The organism is Pseudomonas sp. ACN8 (genome assembly GCF_002303925.1).
GTDB lineage: Bacteria > Pseudomonadota > Gammaproteobacteria > Pseudomonadales > Pseudomonadaceae > Aquipseudomonas.
Genome location: NZ_MRCS01000001.1, coordinates 103,502 through 123,776, shown reverse-complemented (window position 1 = coordinate 123,776; position 20,275 = coordinate 103,502). Strand labels below are relative to the sequence as shown.

The following is a 20,275-nucleotide window of genomic DNA, read 5'->3' as shown; positions in this document are numbered from 1 at the left end:
TGCCGATGACGCCGAAATCAGCCACCCCATGTGAATGCCCATGAAGCAGATTTAAAGGTTATGTTATATCCTATATCAACATAACCTGTCAGGCGTTACTGACAGAGCCATCCACTCCCTGCTTGCGGCATTCGATGACAACGTCTAATCACCTCCCCCCCATCACAAGCTTGAACCAACGCCTGTTGTCCATTGACGCCCTGAGGGGATTAGTCATCCTCCTTATGCTGTTGGATCACGTGCGCGAAACGTTCTTTTTGCACCGTCAGGTAGTAGACCCGATGGACATCGAATCCACTGAGCCGGCGTTATTTTTCAGCCGCACACTTGCCCATTTGTGTGCACCGGTTTTCATACTGCTCACCGGACTGTCCGCTTGCCTGTACGGCCAAAAGCACCAGGGCAAGGGCGATGTGTCAGCCTTTTTATTCAAGCGCGGTCTGTTCCTGGTACTGCTGGAGTTCACCCTGGTGAATTTCGCCTGGACCTTTCAGTTCCCGCCTACGGCCATTTACATGCAGGTGATCTGGGCCATTGGCATCTGCATGATGGCCCTGGCCGGACTGGTTTGGTTACCCAGGCCCATTCTGTGCTGTCTGGGTCTGGTGATCGTGGCCGGGCACAACCTGCTGGATAATCTGCACTTCGCGGCAAGCTCGCCCATGCATATACCTTGGGCGATTCTGCATGATCGCGGCTGGATCGATTTCTCCGACAGCTTGCGTCTGCGCACCTCGTATCCTGTACTGCCGTGGATTGGTGTGATTGCTCTTGGGTACAGCATCGGCCCCTGGTTTGCCGGCCAGGTCTTGGCCGCGGATCGTCAACGTGCTCTGCTGCTTGCAGGGGTCGGGACATTGATCGGATTTGTCGCACTGCGAGCCGTCAATGGTTATGGCGAGGCGCCTTGGGTCGCCCATGAAGGCATCACGCAAACCCTCATGAGCTTCTTCAACATTACAAAATACCCACCTTCCCTGCTGTTCCTTTCGCTGACGCTGGGAGTGGGCCTGTTACTGCTTCGAGCCCTGGAACGGGCCCGACAACGCAAGTGGGTCAATGCGTTGGCGGTCTTTGGCGCGGCGCCGATGTTCTTCTACTTGCTCCACCTTTACGTACTCAAGACGCTGTATCTGGTCGGCGCGGCGTTGTTCGGATTGAACCAGGGAGTTTTTTTCGGTTTCGACAGCATTTGGGCGGTGTGGCTGACGGCGGTGCTCTTGGCTTTATCCCTGTATTTACCCGTGCGCTGGTTCGCGGCATTGAAGGCACGCCGTCGCGATATCGGATGGCTCAAATATTTCTGATCAGGACATGCGCTCACAAAAAGGGCGCCTGGAGAGTAGTGCCTGCCAGTTAAGCCCCGGACATTGTGGGAGCGAGCTTGCTCGCGATAGCGGACTGTCAGGCACCCCTTATGTGACTGTTCAACCGCCATCGCGAGCAAGCTCGCTCCCACAAGGTTTGCGGTGTTCAAACGTTTAACTGATTGGCATTAGCCCTTGGAGAGCCCCTTTTTTCTAGACTGTCCCGTCCTGAAAACCTTTATCAAAGCGGAATGAGGCGCCGTAAGCCGAATCCGGTAAATGGCTAGCGCCATCGTCCCGTAACCGCGAACGGAAAGTACCGCTCTGCGGCCGGGTGCGATACAAGCCACGTTTTTGCAATTCAGGAATGACCAACTCTACGAAGTCCTCAAGGCTACCCGGGCTGATCAGCGGGTTGAGCATGTAGCCGCTGGTGCCGGAAATACGGGCGTGCTCTTCGATCCGGTCAGCCACCTGTTGCGGCGTTCCCACCAGAATCAGATCACTGCCCCGGGTGACATTGGCAAAGCGCTGTTTGACATCGCCGGCGGTCAAGGGCTTGCCGCTGCCATCAGGCCGCATCACATAGGAGGTCATGCCTTCGGTATGAGTGGACAACGCTTCGCTGTCCGCGTAGCGGCTGATGTCGATACCGGTATCACCGGCATAGCTCACCAGTTGTGCCTGCAAGTGATAGTTGCTTTGCAGCTCGTCATATTTGCGTTGGGCTTCGATCTCGGTCCTGGCCGTGACGATGCGCAGTACGGTCAGTGATTTGACATCCCTGGCGTGACGCCCCCGTGCCCGGGCCTGCGCCCATATATCTTCCAGCCCCTGGCGAATCTCCAGCGGGTTGGACTTGGCGATGAAAATCAGCTCGGCGTGCTTGGCCGCAAACTCACGACCACGGCCTGACCAACCGGCCTGGATCAGCAAGGGTGTGCGTTGCGGTGACGGAGACGTCAAATGCGGCCCGGCCACCCGGTAATGCTCGCCGACATGATTGATCGGTCGCACGCGATCGCCCTTGGCATAGACCTGGCGAGACTTGTCGGCAACCACGGCATCGTTTGCCCAACTGCCTTCCCAGAGCTTGTAAACCACATCGAGAAATTCATCGGCGCGTTCATAGCGATCATCGTGCTTGATCATCTGTTCCAGGCCGAAGTTACGGGCAGCGCTGGTCAGGTAGGACGTGACGATGTTCCAGCCGACCCGGCCATTGGTCAGGTGATCCAGCGTGCTGAAACGCCGGGCATGGGTGAAAGGATGCTCGTAACTGGTGGTCACGGTGACGCCGAAGGCCAGGTTTTCCGTCACGGCGGCCAATGCCGGAATGATCATCAATGGATCGTTGGCCGGTGCTTCCACCGCCCACTTCATGGCCGCGTCGGCATTACCGCCAAACACATCGTAGAAACCCAGCACATCACCAAAAAACAGCATGTCGAGATGAGCCTGGTCGGCGATGCGCGCCAGGTTCGACCAGTAGCCCAGCGAGTTGATGGCCAGTCGTTCGTCAGCCGGGTGCGTCCAGAGGCTCGGCGCGCCGCCACAGCCAACACTGGCTTGCTCGTATAACGCAAACAACAGAGGTTTTGGATCGGACATCGTAGTACCTGTAAAAAGTCATTGAGCGGATGGGTCAGCGCTGAGGCTTGAAACCTTTGCCGTAGTGGCGTTCAAGTCGGTTCTGTATCAGCTCCAGTCCAATGGACAGGAGCCAGTAGATAACGGCTGCGGTGGTGAGCATTTCGATGTAGCGGTAGGACGAGCGACCATAGGACTGCGCGAGGAACATCACTTCCCAGACCCCCATCACCGATATCAACGATGAGTCCTTGAGCATTGAAATGAACTGGCTGGTTGTCGGTGGAATGATCGTGCGCATGGCTTGCGGCAGGATGATGTGCAGAAACGTTGCCGCAGGCCTCAGACCCAAGGCCATCGCCGCTTCGCGCTGCCCGGGTGCTACAGCCATGATGCCGGCACGAAAAATCTCGCTGAGGTAGGCACCGTAATTGAGAGACAGCGCAATGATCCCCGCGCTGATCGCGCCCGGAACCACACCCAACTGCGGCAGCCCCAGATAGATCAGCAGGATCTGGATCAGCAGCGGCGTACCGCGAAAAAAGGACGCATAAAAACTGGCAATGCCCAAAGCCACTGCACTGCGAGACAGGCGCGCCAGTGCCGTCACGAAGCCAAGGAGCAACGACAGCCAGATCGAGCAGAAGCACAGGAACAGCGTCAGCGCGGCGCCCTGCAAGAAACCGTCAGGCCCCGGATGCAGGCCGACCAGGTTGGGCAACTTCTGCACAATGATCGAGAACTTCAGATCGAAGCTCATGAAAAACATGACGCACAGGCCGAACAGCATTGCCCAGGTCAAATACAGGCGAGTGCGAAAACCAAATAGCTGGCTGAAACGACGCGTCTGGGTTTCGGGGGCGATAACCGCCTTGGCCGGGTGTGGATTGAGGGCTGTCATTGGCTGATATCGGCACCGATCCACTTCTGTGAAATCCTGCTCAAGGTGCCATCGGCCTTGAGCTGGGTGACGACCTCAGTGACCTTGGCATTCCATTGCCGATCGCCCTTTTCGATCGCGACCACGTTGGGCTCCGCATACAGCGTGTCGCCAGCAATTTTGAAGCGAGGATCCTGGGCGATGCGTTCGCGAGCAGTGATGAGGTTGGTGACCATGGCATCCAGACGCACGCCCGTGCCCAGGGCCAGATCCTGGAAGGCTACCGTTTCGTTGTCGTATGGCGCGATCTGGACGCTTTCGAATGGATAGCTCAACGGCTTGTCCTCGGCGCCCTCGATCAGCAGATCCTTGTTCAGATAGGCTTCATAGGTCGACGCACTGATCACACCGACTTTTTTACCTGACAGATCCTTGCCCGTGACAATGTTCTTGTCGTTGGCATTCACCACGATCACGGCCGGTGACTGGTAATACTCCACCGGGAAGTCGAACACTTCGGCCCGTGCCTTGCTCGGGGTCATCGAGCACACGCAGATGTCATACCGACCGTTCCAGTGTCCGGCAGCGATGACATCCCAGGACGGTGTTTGCAGCTTCAGCTTCACCCCTAGCCGTTGCGCAACGGCCTTGGCGACATCCACGTCAAACCCGTCCAGTTGGTTCTGTTCATTGAGAAAGGAGAATGGCGGATAACTTTCCATCAGAACGCCGGTCAGCTCCCCGCTGCTGGTTACGCGATCCAGCGTGGCACCCGCCAAAGCCGTCGAGCAGGTAGCGAGTAATGCCAAGCCAAAAGGTAAAAGCGCCTTAGTGTTCACAGACAAGTGCTCCAATCGATTCAAAATACTGAATAGATTAAAACGCACTATAAAAATAGTTTGTACTTCCTTTATGGAATATAAGACTGCGTTCAAGCTATATTGGATCGAGCGCGTCAGGTGCTTGCAGCGCTGACTTCTGGTGACAAGCAACACCCACGCGCCAGGCACAACGGGTCAAGACCTTGCTCAATAGCGTGGTGTCGCTGGGGTAGGCGTCTGCCGCTGATGTTTCAGGCACTGAGGCGAGCATCCAGCGATGAGCTCATCGAGAAGCGTGCTGCCCGAGCTCCTGGGCAAGCCCGATGAGAATGCCTTCGGGCCCCCGTATGTAGCAGAGTCGATACACATCTTCGTACCGGGCCACTTTGCCGACGAGCTGCGCGCCGAGTTTGTGGAGCCTGGCGAGCGTGTCGTCGATGTCTTCCACGGTGAACATGATACGCAGGTAACCGAGGGCGTTCACCGGGGCGTTGCGGTGATCGGCGACCACAGGGGGTGCGAGGAATCGGGATAACTCGAGCCGGCTGTGACCGTCCGGCGTACGCATCATGGCAATCTCGACGCGCATGTCACGTAATCCGGTGACGCCATCTGCCCAGTCGCCTTCGATGGGCGCGCGCCCTTCGAACTCGAGGCCGAGTTCGGTGAAGAACTCGATGGCGGTGTCGAGGTCTTCTACCACGATGCCGATGTTGTCCATTCGCTTGACCGTCATGATGTCTCCTTGCTGCCCAACGTAGCCGTTCAACGTAGTAGTCGAACACCTAGCTTGGCATTGCCGGGCAAGACGACAAAATGAACTGACCAGCGGATCCCCCCCGCTCAACCGATGAGGCATCAGGCACGCCAGGCCGCATTCTCGATCAATAGCGCCATGCCCTGCCCGCCGCCAACACAGGCTGCGGCGACGCCGTAACGCAGATTGTGCTCACGCAGTTGTCGGGCCAGGGTCAGCACCAGACGCAAGCCACTGGCGGCCAAGGGGTGGCCGAGTGCCAACGAACCACCCTGGACGTTCAGACGCGAACAATCCAGCTCCAGTTCCTGAGCCACCGCCAGCACCTGGGCGGCCTGGGCTTCGTTGATTTCAAAGCGGTCGATCTGCTCCAGGCTCAAGCCGCTGCGCTGCAGCAGCAGGCGAATAGCCGGTGCCGGACCGATGCCCATGAACTCTGGCGCCACCCCGACCACCGCGCTGGCCCGCAGCAAGGTCAACGGTGTATCCCGGCAGGCCGAAGCGCGCCCGACCAAAGCAGCCGCCGCGCCATCGACCACCGCACAACTGTTGCCGGCGGTTTGCACCCCGCCTTCGTGCACGCTGCGCAACCGGGCCAACGCTGCGATCTCACCAGGCCGCGGGTGGCTGTCTTCACTCACCGTCACGACACCGCGTGACAGGCGGATGCCCCGTGGCTGATAGCCTTGCAACTCAAATGCCTGAGGCCCCACGGCAACGATCTCGGGTGCCAGCCAGCCCGCTTGTTGTGCCGCAAACGCTCGCTGATGACTGGCACAGGCGTAGGCGTCCACCGCTTCGCGACTCAGCCCATAACGCCGCGCAAGGTTGTCGGCGGTGGTGATCATGTCCACCCCGGGAGCCGGGTCGTACAGCGCTTCCCAGAGAAAATCCCTGAACTGCACTTGCGCACCAAGGCGGAAACCGCCTCGATGGGTATAGGCCGCAATCGGATTGCGCGACATCGATTCGGTGGCCACGCACAGGGCCAATTGCACGCCGTCATCCAGTTGCCTGGCGGCCTGGCGCAGCAGTTCGAAACCGGTGGCGCAGATGCGCTGCACCCCCAGTGCCGGAACCGATTGCGCCACGCCGCTGTAGAGGCCGATGTGCCGAGGCAGCAGGTAGACATCGAAGCTGGCCTGGGCCATGGAGCCCGCCAGCACACTGTCTACCGCCAGCGGGTCGACTTTCGCGCGCGCCAGTACTTCGCGCCCGACCTTGATGCCAAGGTCGATCGGCGACACCTCGGCCAGTGCCCCGCCGAGGTCCACCCAGGGCGTTCGCACCGCATCGAAAATCGCCGCATCGGCAAAGGCCGAGTACTGCCCGTCTGTGTTCACGACTTCGCCCCGGCGCGCAGGATGGCCGGATCGAGCCCGCGATACAGCGCCTCGACCTGTTCCGCGCGCCACTGCAATACCGCACGCTGATTGATCGAACCCTTGTCGGTGATTTCCCCCCGGTCGATGGACGCCGGCTCATCGAGCAAGGCGATCCATTCCAGCCGACTGGCATTGCCCGTGGCCTCGCGATTGAGTCGCTGCAACCAGCCGGCGAACCACTCCCGTACCTGCGCGCTGGCCAACACTTCGGCGTCACTGGCACTGGCCGCCAGCCCTGACAGCCGTCGACATTCAAACATCCGCGCAAAGACCAGCGCGCCCAGGCATTCACGATCCGGCGCGGTCACCACCAGGTCCTGGACATAGGGCGAACCTTCGAGCACCGCGCGGCTGCGCAACGGCCCGACGCTGACGAACACCCCGGATGACAACTTGAAATCTTCGGCGATGCGCCCGTCGAACATCAGCCCCAATTGCGGATCCCTCGGGTCGGCGAGTTTGAGTGCATCGCCGGAACAGTAGAAGCCCTGGGGGTCAAACGCTTCGAGGGTCTGCTGCGCTGACCGCCAGTAGCCGGGCATGATGTGTGGCCCACGAAAACGCCCTTCCAGTTTGCCGTCCACCGGCACCAGGCGCACCTCGCAACCGGGCGCCGGCAGGCCGACATAACCGGCCATGGACAACGGCCCGGTGGTGAAGGTGCAGGACGGCGAAGCCTCGGTCATGCCGAGCCCGGCCATCATGCGGATACGCTCACCGCAGTGCTGTTCGCTGACGCGGTCGAGACGGTCCCAGACACTTTGCGACAGGCCGGCCGCAGCAAAGAAGAACAGGCTGATGCGTTTGAAAAAGATCTCCCGCAGTTCCGCGTCCTGCTCCAGTGCCGAGGCCAGCTCTTCCCAGCCCTTGGGCACGGTCAGATAGGCGGTGGGCGACACTTCCTTGAGATTACGCAGGGTCTGCGCGAAACCCTGCGCCGTGGGCTTGCCGTCGTCCAGGTAAAAACTGCCACCGTTGTAGAGCACGATGCCGACGTTATGGCTGCCGCCGAAGGTGTGGTTCCACGGCAGCCAGTCCACCAGCACCGGCGGTTCTTCGCCGAACACCGGAAACGTCTGCAACAGCATCTGTTGGTTTGAGCACAGCATGCGTTGGGTGGTGATCACCGCTTTGGGGAGTTTGGTCGAGCCGGAGGTAAACAGGAACTTGGCGATGCTGTCTGGCCCCGTGCTGGCAAACGCGGCTTCGGCCTCGGCAGCGCCCGGCTGCTCAAGCAGGCTGGCAAAGCTGACCTGGTGGCGTCCTGCGACTTCGCCCCGGACGGTAATCATGGGCGTTTCAACCGGCAGCACGGCATCGATGGCACGCTGGTAGGCTGCGGCATCACTGACAAACACCAGGCCGGGTTGCAGCAGGTCGCAGACGTGACGCAGCTTGGCGAAATCCTGGGACAGCAGCGAATAGGCCGGCGACACCGGGCAGTAGGGAATGCCCGCATACAGGGCGCCGAACGCGAGTTGCAAATGTTCGATGTCATTGCCCGAGAGCAGCACCAGCGGTTTGTCTGCCGACAGGCCGTAGCTCAACAGGCTTTGGGCGATGGCCCGGACACTGTCGAGCATCTGCGCGTAACTGACCCGACGCCACTCACCGTCGGCCTGTCGGGCGGCGATGAAAGTCTGCTCGGGACGCACCCGGGCCCAATGCACCAGACGGTCGAGCAGTCGCGGCGGATAGTCGGCCAATGGCTCCAGGGAACGCATGTGCAACGCGCCCTGCTGTTCTTTCACCTCGACCGCTGCGCGACCGATGGACACGTGACGGTAGCGCGGCGCACTAGCCTCGGTGTGGGGTTGCGATCTGAATTCGGAACTCACGTGCTTGTTCTCCATCAAGGCACGCTACCACCAGGCCGCACGAATGGGCATGGTGGTGGCTGCCGCCTTTTTATTGTTATTTCTGCGGTTCAGATCGGGTAATGCCGCGGTCCATGTTGCAAGGTGACCCAGCGCAACTGGGTGAAATGCTCGATGGACGCCTTGCCGCCAAAGCTGCCGTAGCCGCTGGACTTGACCCCGCCGAAAGGCATTTGCGCTTCGTCGTGCACGGTCGGGCCATTGATATGGCAGATGCCCGACTCGACCCGTTGGGCCAGCGCCAGGGCGCGCCCGGTATCGCGACTGAAGATCGCCGCCGATAACCCGAACTCGGAATCGTTGGCCAGGCGCAGCAACGCTTCATCGCCCTCCCCGCGCAGCAATACCGCCACCGGGCCGAAGGACTCTTCGCGATACAGACGCATGCTCTCGTTGACGCCATCAAGCAGGGTCGGCTGCAAAATGCTGCCGTCCAGTTGCCCGCCGACCACCAAACGCGCGCCCTTGGCCAGGGCATCGTCGATCAACCCCTTGATGCGCGTTCCGGCACTGGCATCCACCAGCGAACCGAGCACCGAATCCGCCAACGCAGGATCACCCGCCCGCAGGGTCTCGACCTTGGCCGCCAGCTTTTCGACAAAGGCGTCGGCGACCTTGGCATCGACGATCAACCGTTCGGTGGACATGCAGATCTGACCCTGATTGAAGTACGCGCCGAAGGCAGCTGCCGCCACCGCTGCATCCAGGTCGGCATCATCGAGCACCAGCAACGGCGCCTTGCCGCCCAACTCCAACAGCGCTGGTTTGAGGTGGCGCGCCGAGAGTTCGCCAACGATACGCCCGACATGGGTTGAACCTGTGAAGTTGACCCGCCGCACCGCCGGGTTGGCGATCAGCCGTTCGACAATCGCCGCCGCATCGGCCGGAGCATTGCTGATAACGTTGACCACGCCATCGCCCAGTCCGGCATCCTGCAAGACCTGGCCGATCAGGCGGTGTACCGCCGGGCTCAGCTCCGAAGCCTTGAGCACCACGGTATTGCCGCACGCCAGCGGCATGGCGATGGCGCGGGTGGCGAGAATCACCGGGGCGTTCCACGGGGCGATCCCCAGCACCACGCCGCAGGGTTGGCGCAGGGCCATGGCAAAACTGCCCGGCACATCCGAGGGGATGACTTCGCCATTGATCTGGGTGGTCATCGACGCCGCTTCACGCAGCATGTTGGCCGCCAGCCGCACGTTGAATCCGTACCAGTTGGCCATGGCCCCGGTTTCGCCGGCCGCCGCGATGAATTCGTCGCTGCGCGCCTGTAACTGCTCGGCCGCTTTAAGCAAACGGGTGCGACGTTCATTGGGCGCCAGGGCGGCCCAGGCGGGAAACGCGGCCTGGGCGGCAGCCACTGCGGCGTCGGCATCTTCCAGGGTGGCGGCGGCTACCCGCGATACCAGTTCACCGGTCACCGGATTGCGACGTTCGAAGGTCCGACCGTCGCGGGCAGGCAGCGACTGGCCGCCAATCAGCAGGGGCACGTCCAGCATGGTGATTCCTCTTTATTGTCTTTATCGGGAATTCATTCGAGCGATGCAGAGCGCCGGGGCGGACAGGCACCCGGCGATCAGTCTCAGCGCTTGTAGGCCTGCAGACCGGGCTTGATGCTCTTGTCGTCGAGGAACTGCTTCATGCCCTGCTCGCGGCCACCTTCGGTGTCGAGCAGGCGCGACTGGTCGAGCTTGGCGTACAGGTAGTCCTCGTTCTGCTCCCAGGTCAGCTCGCGGCAGCGCTTGAAGCCATGCTTGGCCGCACGCAGCACCACCGGGTTTTTCTCCAGCAGGTTGCGCGCCAGATCCACGGTGACTTCACGCAATTGCGCCAGGGGTACGCTTTCGTTGACCAGGCCCATCTCGGCGGCTTTCTGCCCACCGAAGGTCTTGCCGGTCATGATGTAGTACAGCGACTGACGATGGCCCACGGTGTCGGCCATGGCCTTGCTCACCAGGTTGCCCGGCGGGATGCCCCAGTTGATTTCCGAGAGGCCGAAGGTCGCTTCGTCGGCGCAGATCGCCAGGTCACAAGCCACCAGCGGGCTGAAGCCGCCACCGAAACACCAACCGTTGACCATGGCGATGGTCGGCTTGGTGTACATGCGCAGCAGTTTCCATTGCCATTGCGAGGCTTCGCGGCGGATCTTTTCCTGGAGGATCTCCGGGCCCGCGTCCACTTCGCGGAAGTATTCCTTGAGGTCCATACCCGCGGTCCAGGCTTCGCCGGCACCGGTCAGCACCAGCACGCCGGCCGCCGGATCCTGCTCCAGGGTTTCCAGCACATCGATCATTTCCCGGTTGAGTGTCGGGCTCATGGCGTTGCGTTTTTCCGGACGATTGAGAATGACCCAGGCGATGCCTTCTTCGATCTCGACCTTGACGGTTGTCCAGCGACCTTCGTAGTTGCTCATGGCATTGCTCTCTTGTTCTTGGCTTGAAGATGACTGGAAATTAAAGGACTCATATAGTTATGTCAATTAACTATTAATCGAATTAACCATTTTTATTCGCCCGCAAATATCCTCCGAACCCATCGCCCTGAACGGCGGGCGTAGCTATCAGCGGCCAACCCCGGCAAACTGGATACACTTGTTAACCTCCACTTCTTCAGGATTCACCCGCAATGGCCAAGCCTTCCCCCCTCGCCGACCAGAGCGAGTCCCCGTCCGCCACCGCCGAGCTGCAGGCACCGCTGGATTCGGCACTGGATGACCTGATCGGCTACGCGATGCGGCGCGCCCAACTCAAACTGTTCCAGAACCTGATCGGTCGCCTGTCGGCCCACGACCTGCGCCCTGCGCAGTTCTCGGCCTTGGCAATCATCGATCAGAATCCAGGGCTGATGCAGGCCGACCTGGCCCGGGCCCTGGCCATCGAGCCGCCGCAGGTGGTGCCGCTGCTCAATAAACTGGAAAGCCGCGCGCTGGCGGTGCGGGTGCGTTGCAAGCCGGACAAACGCTCCTACGGAATCTTCCTGAGCAAGACCGGCGAAACCTTGCTCAAGGAGCTCAAGCAGATCGCCGCGCAAAGCGATTTCGACTCCACTTCATCGCTGACCGGCGAGGAACGCGAGGAGCTGCTGCGCTTGCTGAGAAAGGTCTACCAGGACTGAACGCAGGCTGCCGGCACGCTCCAGAAGGTGCGGCCGGCGGGGAACATCGAAGAACCCGGGCTTACCAGATCGGCAAGGTATAGAGCACCTGGAAGCGGGTCTGGTTTTCATCACGAAACGCCGTACCGCTCGGGAAGTCATTGCGATAGATCGCCTTGCGCGCCAACAGCCCGACGTTTTTCAGCGGGCCGCTCTGAATCACATAACCCAGTTCCATCTGGAATTCGCGCTCCTTGCGGTCCTCGGCGTTGTAGGCGGCCAACTCGATATTGTCGCCGCGTACGTAACGCAACCTTCCCTTCAAACCGGGCACCCCGGACGCCACGAAGTCGTAGTCATAGATCGCTTGCCAGGTGCGCTCCCTGGCGTTGAGAAAATCCGAAGCCATGGTCTGTTCGCTCATGCCCATCAACTCCGTGCCGGAGATGTAGGGCGTCGCCGTGTCGCCGCTGGAATGCATGTAGCCGAGGCTCACACGGTGCCCGCCGAGGCGGTAGCCGAACAACGCCGAGAGGTTGCGATTGTCCACCCTGCCCGCCTTGGCGCTGCCATCCTCGCGGCTGAAAAAGCTGCGCAAGTCGCTGGTGAACACGCCGTCGCCGAGCGGCAGGTTATGCAGCAATGCCAGGGTGTCCTGTTGGTACAGGTCAGTCACCTCGGCATGGTAGGCGCGCAGACTGAGTTCTTTGTTGACCTGATAATCGCCCCCTACGTACGCCAGATGCGAGGTGGTGGCGGCGCCGTTGAATCGCCGGTTTGGCGAGGCGATGCTCATGGCCTGATAGTCCGTGGAATCGCGCTTGTTGATGCGATCGATGTAACCGGTGTTGAGGGTCAGGCCCTCGATATCTTTGGAACTGAGGGTCGTGCCGCGAAAGGTCTGTGGCAACAGTCGCGATGGGCTGGCGAAAGCGAACGGCAGGAAAATCGAGACATCGCCGCTCTTCACCGTGGATTGGGCAAATCTTAGTTTGGCCGTCGGGGCGAGCCGTGAATATTCATCCGCCGCGCGCTTGTCGCTGGCCGACACCGGCAACAACTCGGTGCCGCTACGATGCGGCGCAGAGTCGAGCTTGACCCCCAGCAACCCGCGAACGTCCAGACCGAATCCCACAACGCCTTCGGTAAACCCCGACTCCACGCCCAGGATGAAACCCTGGGCCCACTCCCGTGCAGCCGTCTTGGCGCCGCCGTCCTTGTAGTCACGGTCCATGTAGTAATTGCGCAGGGTCAAGTTGGCGTGACTGTCCTCGATAAACCCCTCTGCTCGCGATGTTGAGGGCAGGACGCTGAAGCCGAGAAGCGCCAGGAGCAATCCTGGATTAACACGGGACACACAGGAAACTGACGCCGCTGCATCGGCGTTGACGGGGTGTTTTGGCATGTTCGATATCCATTTTTATTGTTGTGCTGGATGCCTGACGACCACAGGGCAATCGGCTTCGTGGACAGAGAATGGAAACAGCCGAGGGTGATCGTCAATCGCAGATAGCCGATAATCGAACATTAATATTGTTATCTATTTTTCAACAAGATCATCATAAATCAATTAATCGATTGTTTTTAAAGGCTTTAATTCAGAGGATCGTGCCTTTTAAGAGGTCGTTCATTTTTTAGTTATATTTGTTATCTTAATCGCCAGCCATTACATCCAGCGTGCCGGAGTGCAACGGGATGGCTCGACTCCACAACAAAAACAACAATGAGGTACACCCATGGACAGTCCATCGCGTCGCTCGACGCTGACAATCGCTTTGTGCTTTATCGTTGCGCTGATCGAGGGGTTCGATCTGCAGGCTGCCGGCACCGCTGCCGCGGGATTGCGCCAGAGCTTTGCCCTGGACCCGAAGATGATGGGCTGGGTGTTCAGCACCGGGATCATCGGCCTGCTGCCGGGTGCGTTTTTTGGCGGCTGGGTGGCCGATCGTATCGGCCGCAAGAAAATCCTCGTCGGCGCCGTACTGCTGTTCGGCGTCTTCTCGCTCTGCACTGCCTATGTCGAGAGCTATTCCAGCCTGCTGCTGGTGCGCTTCATGACCGGCCTGGGCCTGGGTGCCGCCCTGCCCAACCTGATTGCCCTGTGTGCCGAGGCCGTGAGCGAGCGCCATCGCGGCACCGCCATCAGCGTCATGTACTGCGGCGTACCCCTGGGCGGCGCGCTGGCGGCCGTGGTGGCGATGTTTTCCAGTGAACACTGGCAAACCACCTTTATCATCGGCGGTCTGACGCCCTTGCTGGTGGTGCCGCTGATGGCCCTGCTGCTGCCCGAATCCACGGCGTTTCGCCAGCAACACGTCACGACCGCCAGCCCACGGTCGTCCACCGCCCAGGCGCTGTTCGGCGAAGGACGCGCACGCTGCACGCTGGCCTTGTGGTTGAGCTACTTCTTCACCCTGACCGTGATGTACATGCTGCTCAACTGGCTGCCCTCGCTGTTGCTGGAACAGGGTTTCACCAAGCCCCAGGCAGGCATGGTGCAGATGCTGTTCAACATCGGCGGCGCCATGGGTTCGCTGCTCGGCGGGGTGATGCTGGACCGCTGCAACGGCCTGAAAGTGGTCCTGTTCGTGTACGCCGGGGTGTTGGCGGCGCTGGCCGGGGTCGGCCTGTCAGTGGGTATCGTGCCGATGGCCATCGCCGGGTTTGCCGTCGGGTTGTTCGTCATGGCCGCACAGCTTGTGCTGTATGCACTGGCGCCTCCTTCCTACCCGACGTCGGTGCGCGCCACCGGAGTCGGCGCGGCCGTGGCCATCGGCCGGCTCGGTTCGGTGGCAGGTCCCCTGGCCGCCGGCCAGATCCTCGCCGCCGGTGCCGGCACCACTGGCGTGCTGCTGGCAACGTCACCGGGGCTGGTGATCGCCGCGCTGTCGATCCTGACCGTGATCGCCCGCAACGGCGCGACCACTGAGTCTCATCCGCAAGCTGCAAGCTGAGCCACGCCACCCTGGGGTTTGAGGAATGAAAATGCCCGGCAATTTGCCGAAATGCTGTTCACTTAAGCGAATGTGGTCCTCTGTAGGAGCGAGCCTGCTCGCGATGGTCGTTAACGATAACGCGTATTTACTGGCAAAACGCGGCGCTCTTGAGTCCATCGTCGGAACGCCGCCCGGAGCAAGCTCGCTCCTACAATTTCCTTAACTGAACAGCATTACGGCAATTTTCCGGGCATTTTCATGACCACCGAATCAGCCTCAAATCGATGCACATCATTGACTAATCAGTACAAGGGGGACCGTTAAGCGTCTTATTGCCCATCCACTTCGAACCGGTAAAACTGTCGATCCGGTTCGCTGAGATCACTGAAGGGACGAAAGCCAGGGAGCCTTAAATACCGGCACCAATATCTACGACTACCATCACTGCGATTCCTCACCTGTCACACTCACTGATTGCAGCCAATCAACAAAGGCCCGCAAATGGACGGGCTTGTCGGCGTCAAGCGGAACCAGCGCATAGTAAGTCGGGCCGAGTGAGCGCAAAGCCGGAAAGGGTCTCTGCAACCGTCCGGTGGCACATTCGGCCTCAAGCGTTGGAAAGGGACCTATTCCGAAACCAAGCCCATCGACGACGGCCTGCAACGTCACGAAGAAATGATCGAAGCGCAAGGTTCGGCTCGCTCGAAGCATCGGTTGATTTGCACTTTCCAACCAGGCTTCCCAGTCACCTGGGCGGGTTTCGGTGGTCAACCAGGTTTCGGCGGCCAGTTGCTCAACTGCCTCGATGCCTGTCCTGGCGAGCAAAGACGGGCTCGCAATCACCGTATTCGATTCCCGGTACAAGGGTATTGCCTGAAATTGACCACCGTTTGGTACGCCCCGTCGTATGGCAATGTCGAAACTTCCCGTGAACGCCGGTTGCGTCGAAAGCACGGTCGAAACGCGCACGTCCACCCCGGGGTGTGTCTCGGTAAACAAAGGCAATCGGGGGATCAGCCAGCGCATCGCGACGGTGGCCGGGGCGCTGACACGGATGATTTTCAGCTGCTGCTTCTTGCCATAGCGCTCGGCAGCGTCCGCGATGTGATCGAACGCGGCGCTGATTTCCCGGGCGAGCGCCCGGGCATGGGGCGACGCCACCATGCTCTGCCCATCACGCACAAACAGCGGTTGACCGAGCCACTCCTCAAGGGCCGCAATCTGCCGACTGACCGCGCCGTGAGTCAGGTTCAGTTCCCGGGCCGCAGCCGAGTAACTGCCTGCCCGGGCGGCCACTTCAAAAATGCGCAGCGCGTGAAGCGGCGGAAGTTTTTGCCTCATGTGTGAGCCTCATGCACAGATATCGCCAGTTTAATTCGATTGTGTGAGAAAGATGCTCAGAATACGGTGAATCGCCGGTTTCAAACAGTGCAGGTCACTCACCGCGCCGTGCGCTCACTCATCGAAGGGAAGGCTTATCCATGACACAACTTATCAGCGTGAACTCGCGCTCCTATCGCCTGTCGTCGGCACCGACGATTGTTATCTGCGTCGACGGATGCGAGCAGGAATACATCAATCAAGCCATTCAAGCCGGACAGGCACCGTTTCTCGCCGAACTTACCGGCTTCGGCACAGTGTTGACTGGCGATTGCGTGGTGCCTTCGTTCACCAACCCGAACAATCTGTCGATCGTTACCGGGGCCCCGCCATCCGTTCACGGTATTTGCGGCAACTTCTTTTTTGACCAGGAGACGCAAGAGGAGGTGTTGATGAACGACGCGAAGTACCTTCGCGCGCCGACTATTCTTGCCGAGATGGCCAAAGCGGGCCAGCTCGTCGCCGTGGTGACCGCAAAGGACAAGTTGCGCAACTTGCTGGGGCATCAACTGAAAGGGATCTGTTTTTCCGCTGAAAAAGCCGACCAGGTGAATCTGGAGGAACACGGTGTCGAGAACATCCTGGCAAGAGTCGGCATGCCCGTGCCTTCGGTATACAGCGCAGACCTTTCCGAGTTCGTGTTTGCCGCCGGCCTCTCGTTGTTGACCAACGAACGCCCCGACTTCATGTACCTGTCCACTACCGATTATGTACAACACAAACATGCGCCAGGCACACCCGAAGCCAATGCGTTCTACGCAATGATGGACAGCTACTTCAAGCGTTATCACGAGCAAGGCGCGATCGTGGCGATTACGGCGGATCACGGCATGAATGCCAAGACCGATGCGATAGGTCGCCCCAACATCCTGTTTTTGCAAGACCTTCTCGATGCCCAATATGGCGCGCAGCGCACACGGGTATTACTGCCGATCACCGACCCTTACGTAGTGCATCACGGCGCGCTGGGCTCTTACGCGACCGTGTACTTGCGCGATGCGGTACCGCAGCGCGATGCCATCGACTTTCTCGCAGGCATCGCCGGTGTCGAGGCAGTCTTGACGCGTTCGCAGGCCTGCCAGCGATTCGAACTGCCCGAAGACCGGATTGGCGACCTGGTGGTACTCGGGGAACGACTGACGGTGCTTGGCAGTGCTGCCGACAAACACGACCTGTCCGGACTGACGGTGCCCTTGCGTTCCCACGGTGGTGTATCGGAGCAGAAAGTGCCACTGATCTTCAACCGCAAGCTGGTCGGTCTCGACAGCCCCGGCCGACTGCGAAATTTCGACATTATCGATCTCGCGCTCAACCATCTCGCTTAATTCGCAAACCCGGCAGCGCAGCGAAGACTGCGCGCTCCCGCTTAATCCAAAAACTGGTTAGCGCAGCGAAAGACTGCGCGCCACACGGAGACAGGCATGCCTACAAAAACCGCTGATACCCTGCAATACAAGGCGAACTCGCGAGTATCCACCTTTGACCAATACAAATGGCGCGCACTGATCGGCGTTACGTTCTGCTATCTCTTCTATTACACAGGGCGCCAGACCCTGGGCTTCGCGATCCCCGGCATTCAGCATGATTACGGTTTATCGAAATACGAGATCGGCTGGATCAGCGCCATGATGTTGTGGTGCTACGCGGGCGGTCAGTTCATCAACGGCAATCTGGGCGACAAGTTCGGCGGCAAGCGAATGATGATCGCCGGCGCGATTCTCTCGCTGGGGGCCAACTGGGTCTTTAGCTTCGGCCACTCGTTCTGGTTTTTCCTGCTTGCGTGGGGGGCGAACGGTTACTTCCAGTCCATGGGTTTTGCGCCCGGCAGTCGCCTGCTGTCGAACTGGTGGAGCCATAAACATCGCGGCTTTGTGTACGGTGTTTATGTCGGATTTTCCGGTTTCTCCTCTGTGCTCGCGTTTATTCTGCCGCTGGTCATTCTGGGCGCGATGCAACTGGACTGGATCTGGATTTTCCGGCTGGCACCACTGTCGATGCTACTTGGCGCAATTGTCCTGTGGTTTTTTGTCTCCGAGCGTCCCGAAGACAATAAATCGGCCCCCCTTGAACAGGCGGACGACACCTCGCTGCCGGCAGCGGAAAATAATTCAACCAGTGCACAGCGCTATGTGACCGTGCTGCGGAACTGGCGACTTTATATCACCGGATTCGCCATCGGTTTCCAGAACGCTGCGCGCTACGCATTGGTGGTCTGGGTACCGGTGCATTTTCTCGGGCTGGACTGGAAGACATCGTCAGCGATTATTGACCCGAAGTGGATCACTATCGCACTGCCGGTAGGGATGGCGTTGGGTGCCCTGTCGAACAGTTGGATTTCCGACGTGGTATTTCAGGGAAGACGCTATCTGGCGATCGTCTCGTATATGGTGCTCGCTTCAACCACCGCGATGATCATGATGTTCGTGCCGCACGCAAGCATGGTCGCGATTGGCTTGCTGTTTCTTTGCGGGTTTTTCGTCTTCGGCCCGGCGTCGTCGTTCTGGGCTCTGTGTCCGGACATCTTTGGACGTCACGTTGCAGGCACCGCAACCGGCGTACTCAATACCATGTCCTATGCATTTGCAGGCATGAGTGAGCCAGTTATCGGCCACATGATCGATTCAACCGGTAGTACGTCGATCATTTTTCCGATTGTAGCGGGACTCTGTGGGGCGAGTGCAATGTTGTCGTTATTGATCAAACGCTGACAACCTTAATGCGCGGATCGTAGCGCCACAAGCGCCACGATTCGCGTGCCCCGAGCGATTTATGATAGCGATACTGACTCGCTCAGGGTTGTCGTTGCAGTGCGTATCAATGGCAACCGTTACCAGTATCGGTGAAGGCGGGACGGACTATCTATACTGGGTTGTGGATGTCCTTCGCAACAGGCAGAAATCGGCCAGGAGCAGTCTGTCGCTACGGGTAGAAAACGACCCATTGCGACTTAAGGCGTCAAAGTATTCAACGCTTGCAGCGCTTTGTAGAAAGCGCTTGGCGACAAGGCTTCCAATCACTACCCCTTTCGAGTAACCCACCTTGGTAATAGGCCGCAACAGCCTGCATCATTAACCTGTCCTCTCCCGAACATCATGGTCCTGAAGCAGGCCAGGAGTGTCACATTGTGTCGTTACCGCTCGTCTTTGAACCTCGGAATCAGCACCTGTCTGTCGGCCTGGATAACGACTGCAACAGCTGATACGCCCACCGTGCACGTGTACAACTGGTACGACTACATCGGTCCGACCACCCTCCAGGATTTCAAGCGCGAAACGGGTATTGAACCTGTGTATGACACCTTCGACAGCGGCGAAGTACTGGAGGCCAAGCTGATGACCGGCCATAGCGGTTATGACGTGGTGGTGGCCAGTAACTTCATCCTGCCCGCCCTGATCAAGGCGGGTGCCTTGCAAAAGCTCGACCGCAGCCAACTGCCCAATCTGAAACACATCGACCCGATAATTTTGGAAAAGCTTCGCGCGAACGACCCTGACAACCAATACGCCATACCTTACCTATGGGGCACCGATGGGATTGGCTACAACGTTGAAAAGGTCCGCGCCATCCTGGGTGACCAGGCACCGGTGAACTCATGGGACCTGCTGTTCAAAGAAGAGAACCTGGCCAAACTCAGTCAATGTGGGGTGGGAATTCTGGACGCGCCCGCCGAGATCATGCCGATCGCCCTGCACTACCTTGGCCTCCCTCCCAACAGCAGCAACCCCGATGATTATAAAAAAGCCGAAGCGCTGATGCTGAAGTTGCGCCCGTACATCACCTATTTCAATTCGTCGAAGATCGGCAGCGACTTGGCCAACGGCGATATCTGCGTGGCCCTGACCTGGTCCGGCGCGGTATTCGGTGCAAAGCAAGCCGCCAACGAAGCCGGAAAAGGAGTGAAAATCGAATACAGCATCCCCGTCGAAGGTGCACCGCTGTGGTCCGATAACCTGGTACTGGTGAAAGACGGCAGCCACCCGGAGCATGGGCTGACCTTCATCAACTACATGCTGCGCCCGGAAGTGATTGCGCCTGCTACCGATCTGGCGCTCACCGCCAACGCCAACAAAGACGCGACGGCGCTGGTCTCGGCTGAAGTGAACGACAACCCGAACATCTACCCCACTGCGCAAGTGATAGCCACACTGTTCACCCTGCAACCGCAGTCCCATGCGGTGGATCGTGTCCGTACGCGCTTCTGGAGCAATATCAAGAACGGCAACTGAGCCGATATCAGCGATGTTGTTTC

General features: G+C 59.5%; 16 protein-coding genes. 6 read left to right on the top strand and 10 right to left on the bottom strand.

Going from position 1 to position 20,275, the window contains the following annotated elements; genetic code table 11:
- Positions 1–134: 134 nt before the first annotated feature.
- A complete protein-coding gene (locus tag BSF44_RS00545) occupies positions 135–1,307 on the top strand; it encodes a DUF1624 domain-containing protein (protein ID WP_095941797.1) in 1,173 nt (390 codons plus the stop codon).
- 213 nt (positions 1,308–1,520) lie between these two features.
- On the opposite strand, the gene BSF44_RS00540 is transcribed toward BSF44_RS00545, so the two are convergent.
- The 8 genes from BSF44_RS00540 to BSF44_RS00505 form a co-directional block, all read right to left on the bottom strand.
- A complete protein-coding gene (locus BSF44_RS00540; protein ID WP_095941796.1) occupies positions 1,521–2,918 on the bottom strand; it encodes an LLM class flavin-dependent oxidoreductase in 1,398 nt (465 codons plus the stop codon).
- Between the two features lie 34 nt (positions 2,919–2,952).
- A complete protein-coding gene (locus BSF44_RS00535) occupies positions 2,953–3,798 on the bottom strand; it encodes an amino acid ABC transporter permease (protein ID WP_095941795.1) in 846 nt (281 codons plus the stop codon).
- A complete protein-coding gene (locus BSF44_RS00530; protein ID WP_095941794.1) occupies positions 3,795–4,616 on the bottom strand; it encodes a transporter substrate-binding domain-containing protein in 822 nt (273 codons plus the stop codon). The genes BSF44_RS00535 and BSF44_RS00530 overlap by 4 nt, the downstream gene beginning before the upstream one ends.
- Before the next feature lie 265 nt (positions 4,617–4,881).
- Positions 4,882–5,334, bottom strand: coding sequence for a VOC family protein (locus BSF44_RS00525; RefSeq protein WP_095941793.1), 453 nt, complete (start codon positions 5,332–5,334; stop codon positions 4,882–4,884).
- A 122-nt stretch (positions 5,335–5,456) separates the two neighbouring features.
- Positions 5,457–6,698 (bottom strand): thiolase family protein, encoded by a 1,242-nt coding sequence (locus tag BSF44_RS00520; RefSeq protein ID WP_095941792.1) that lies wholly within the window; start codon positions 6,696–6,698, stop codon positions 5,457–5,459.
- On the bottom strand, positions 6,695–8,578 hold the full coding sequence (locus BSF44_RS00515) for a feruloyl-CoA synthase (protein ID WP_095941791.1): 1,884 nt from the start codon (positions 8,576–8,578) through the stop codon (positions 6,695–6,697). The genes BSF44_RS00520 and BSF44_RS00515 overlap by 4 nt, the downstream gene beginning before the upstream one ends.
- 89 nt (positions 8,579–8,667) lie before the next feature.
- Complete coding sequence (locus BSF44_RS00510; protein WP_095941790.1) at positions 8,668–10,116, bottom strand: aldehyde dehydrogenase; 1,449 nt, start codon at positions 10,114–10,116, stop codon at positions 8,668–8,670.
- 83 nt (positions 10,117–10,199) lie between these two features.
- Complete coding sequence (locus BSF44_RS00505; RefSeq protein ID WP_046038330.1) at positions 10,200–11,030, bottom strand: p-hydroxycinnamoyl CoA hydratase/lyase; 831 nt, start codon at positions 11,028–11,030, stop codon at positions 10,200–10,202.
- Between the two features lie 212 nt (positions 11,031–11,242).
- Here BSF44_RS00505 and BSF44_RS00500 point away from each other — a divergent pair, with 212 nt between their 5' ends.
- Positions 11,243–11,731, top strand: coding sequence for a MarR family winged helix-turn-helix transcriptional regulator (locus tag BSF44_RS00500; RefSeq protein ID WP_046038332.1), 489 nt, complete (start codon positions 11,243–11,245; stop codon positions 11,729–11,731).
- Between the two features lie 61 nt (positions 11,732–11,792).
- Here the strand turns inward: BSF44_RS00500 and BSF44_RS00495 are convergent, their stop codons facing one another.
- Positions 11,793–13,115 (bottom strand): OprD family porin, encoded by a 1,323-nt coding sequence (locus BSF44_RS00495; RefSeq protein WP_095941789.1) that lies wholly within the window; start codon positions 13,113–13,115, stop codon positions 11,793–11,795.
- A 331-nt stretch (positions 13,116–13,446) separates the two neighbouring features.
- On the opposite strand from BSF44_RS00495, the gene mhpT reads away from it, so the two are divergent.
- A complete protein-coding gene (gene mhpT, locus BSF44_RS00490; protein ID WP_095941788.1) occupies positions 13,447–14,664 on the top strand; it encodes a 3-(3-hydroxy-phenyl)propionate transporter MhpT in 1,218 nt (405 codons plus the stop codon).
- Between the two features lie 423 nt (positions 14,665–15,087).
- Here the strand turns inward: mhpT and BSF44_RS00480 are convergent, their stop codons facing one another.
- A complete protein-coding gene (locus BSF44_RS00480; protein WP_095941786.1) occupies positions 15,088–15,987 on the bottom strand; it encodes a LysR substrate-binding domain-containing protein in 900 nt (299 codons plus the stop codon).
- A 140-nt stretch (positions 15,988–16,127) separates the two neighbouring features.
- Between BSF44_RS00480 and phnA the strand changes: the two genes are divergently transcribed.
- The 3 genes from phnA to BSF44_RS00465 all read left to right on the top strand — a co-directional run bounded on the left by phnA (position 16,128) and on the right by BSF44_RS00465 (position 20,252).
- The gene (gene phnA, locus BSF44_RS00475; protein WP_095941785.1) at positions 16,128–17,351 is read left to right on the top strand and encodes a phosphonoacetate hydrolase; all 1,224 of its coding nucleotides are present in this window, start codon (positions 16,128–16,130) and stop codon (positions 17,349–17,351) included.
- A gap of 96 nt (positions 17,352–17,447) precedes the next feature.
- Complete coding sequence (locus BSF44_RS00470; RefSeq protein WP_095941784.1) at positions 17,448–18,734, top strand: MFS transporter; 1,287 nt, start codon at positions 17,448–17,450, stop codon at positions 18,732–18,734.
- Between the two features lie 414 nt (positions 18,735–19,148).
- Positions 19,149–20,252, top strand: a complete 1,104-nt coding sequence (locus BSF44_RS00465; protein WP_095941783.1) for a polyamine ABC transporter substrate-binding protein — start codon at positions 19,149–19,151, stop codon at positions 20,250–20,252.
- Positions 20,253–20,275: the final 23 nt, after the last annotated feature.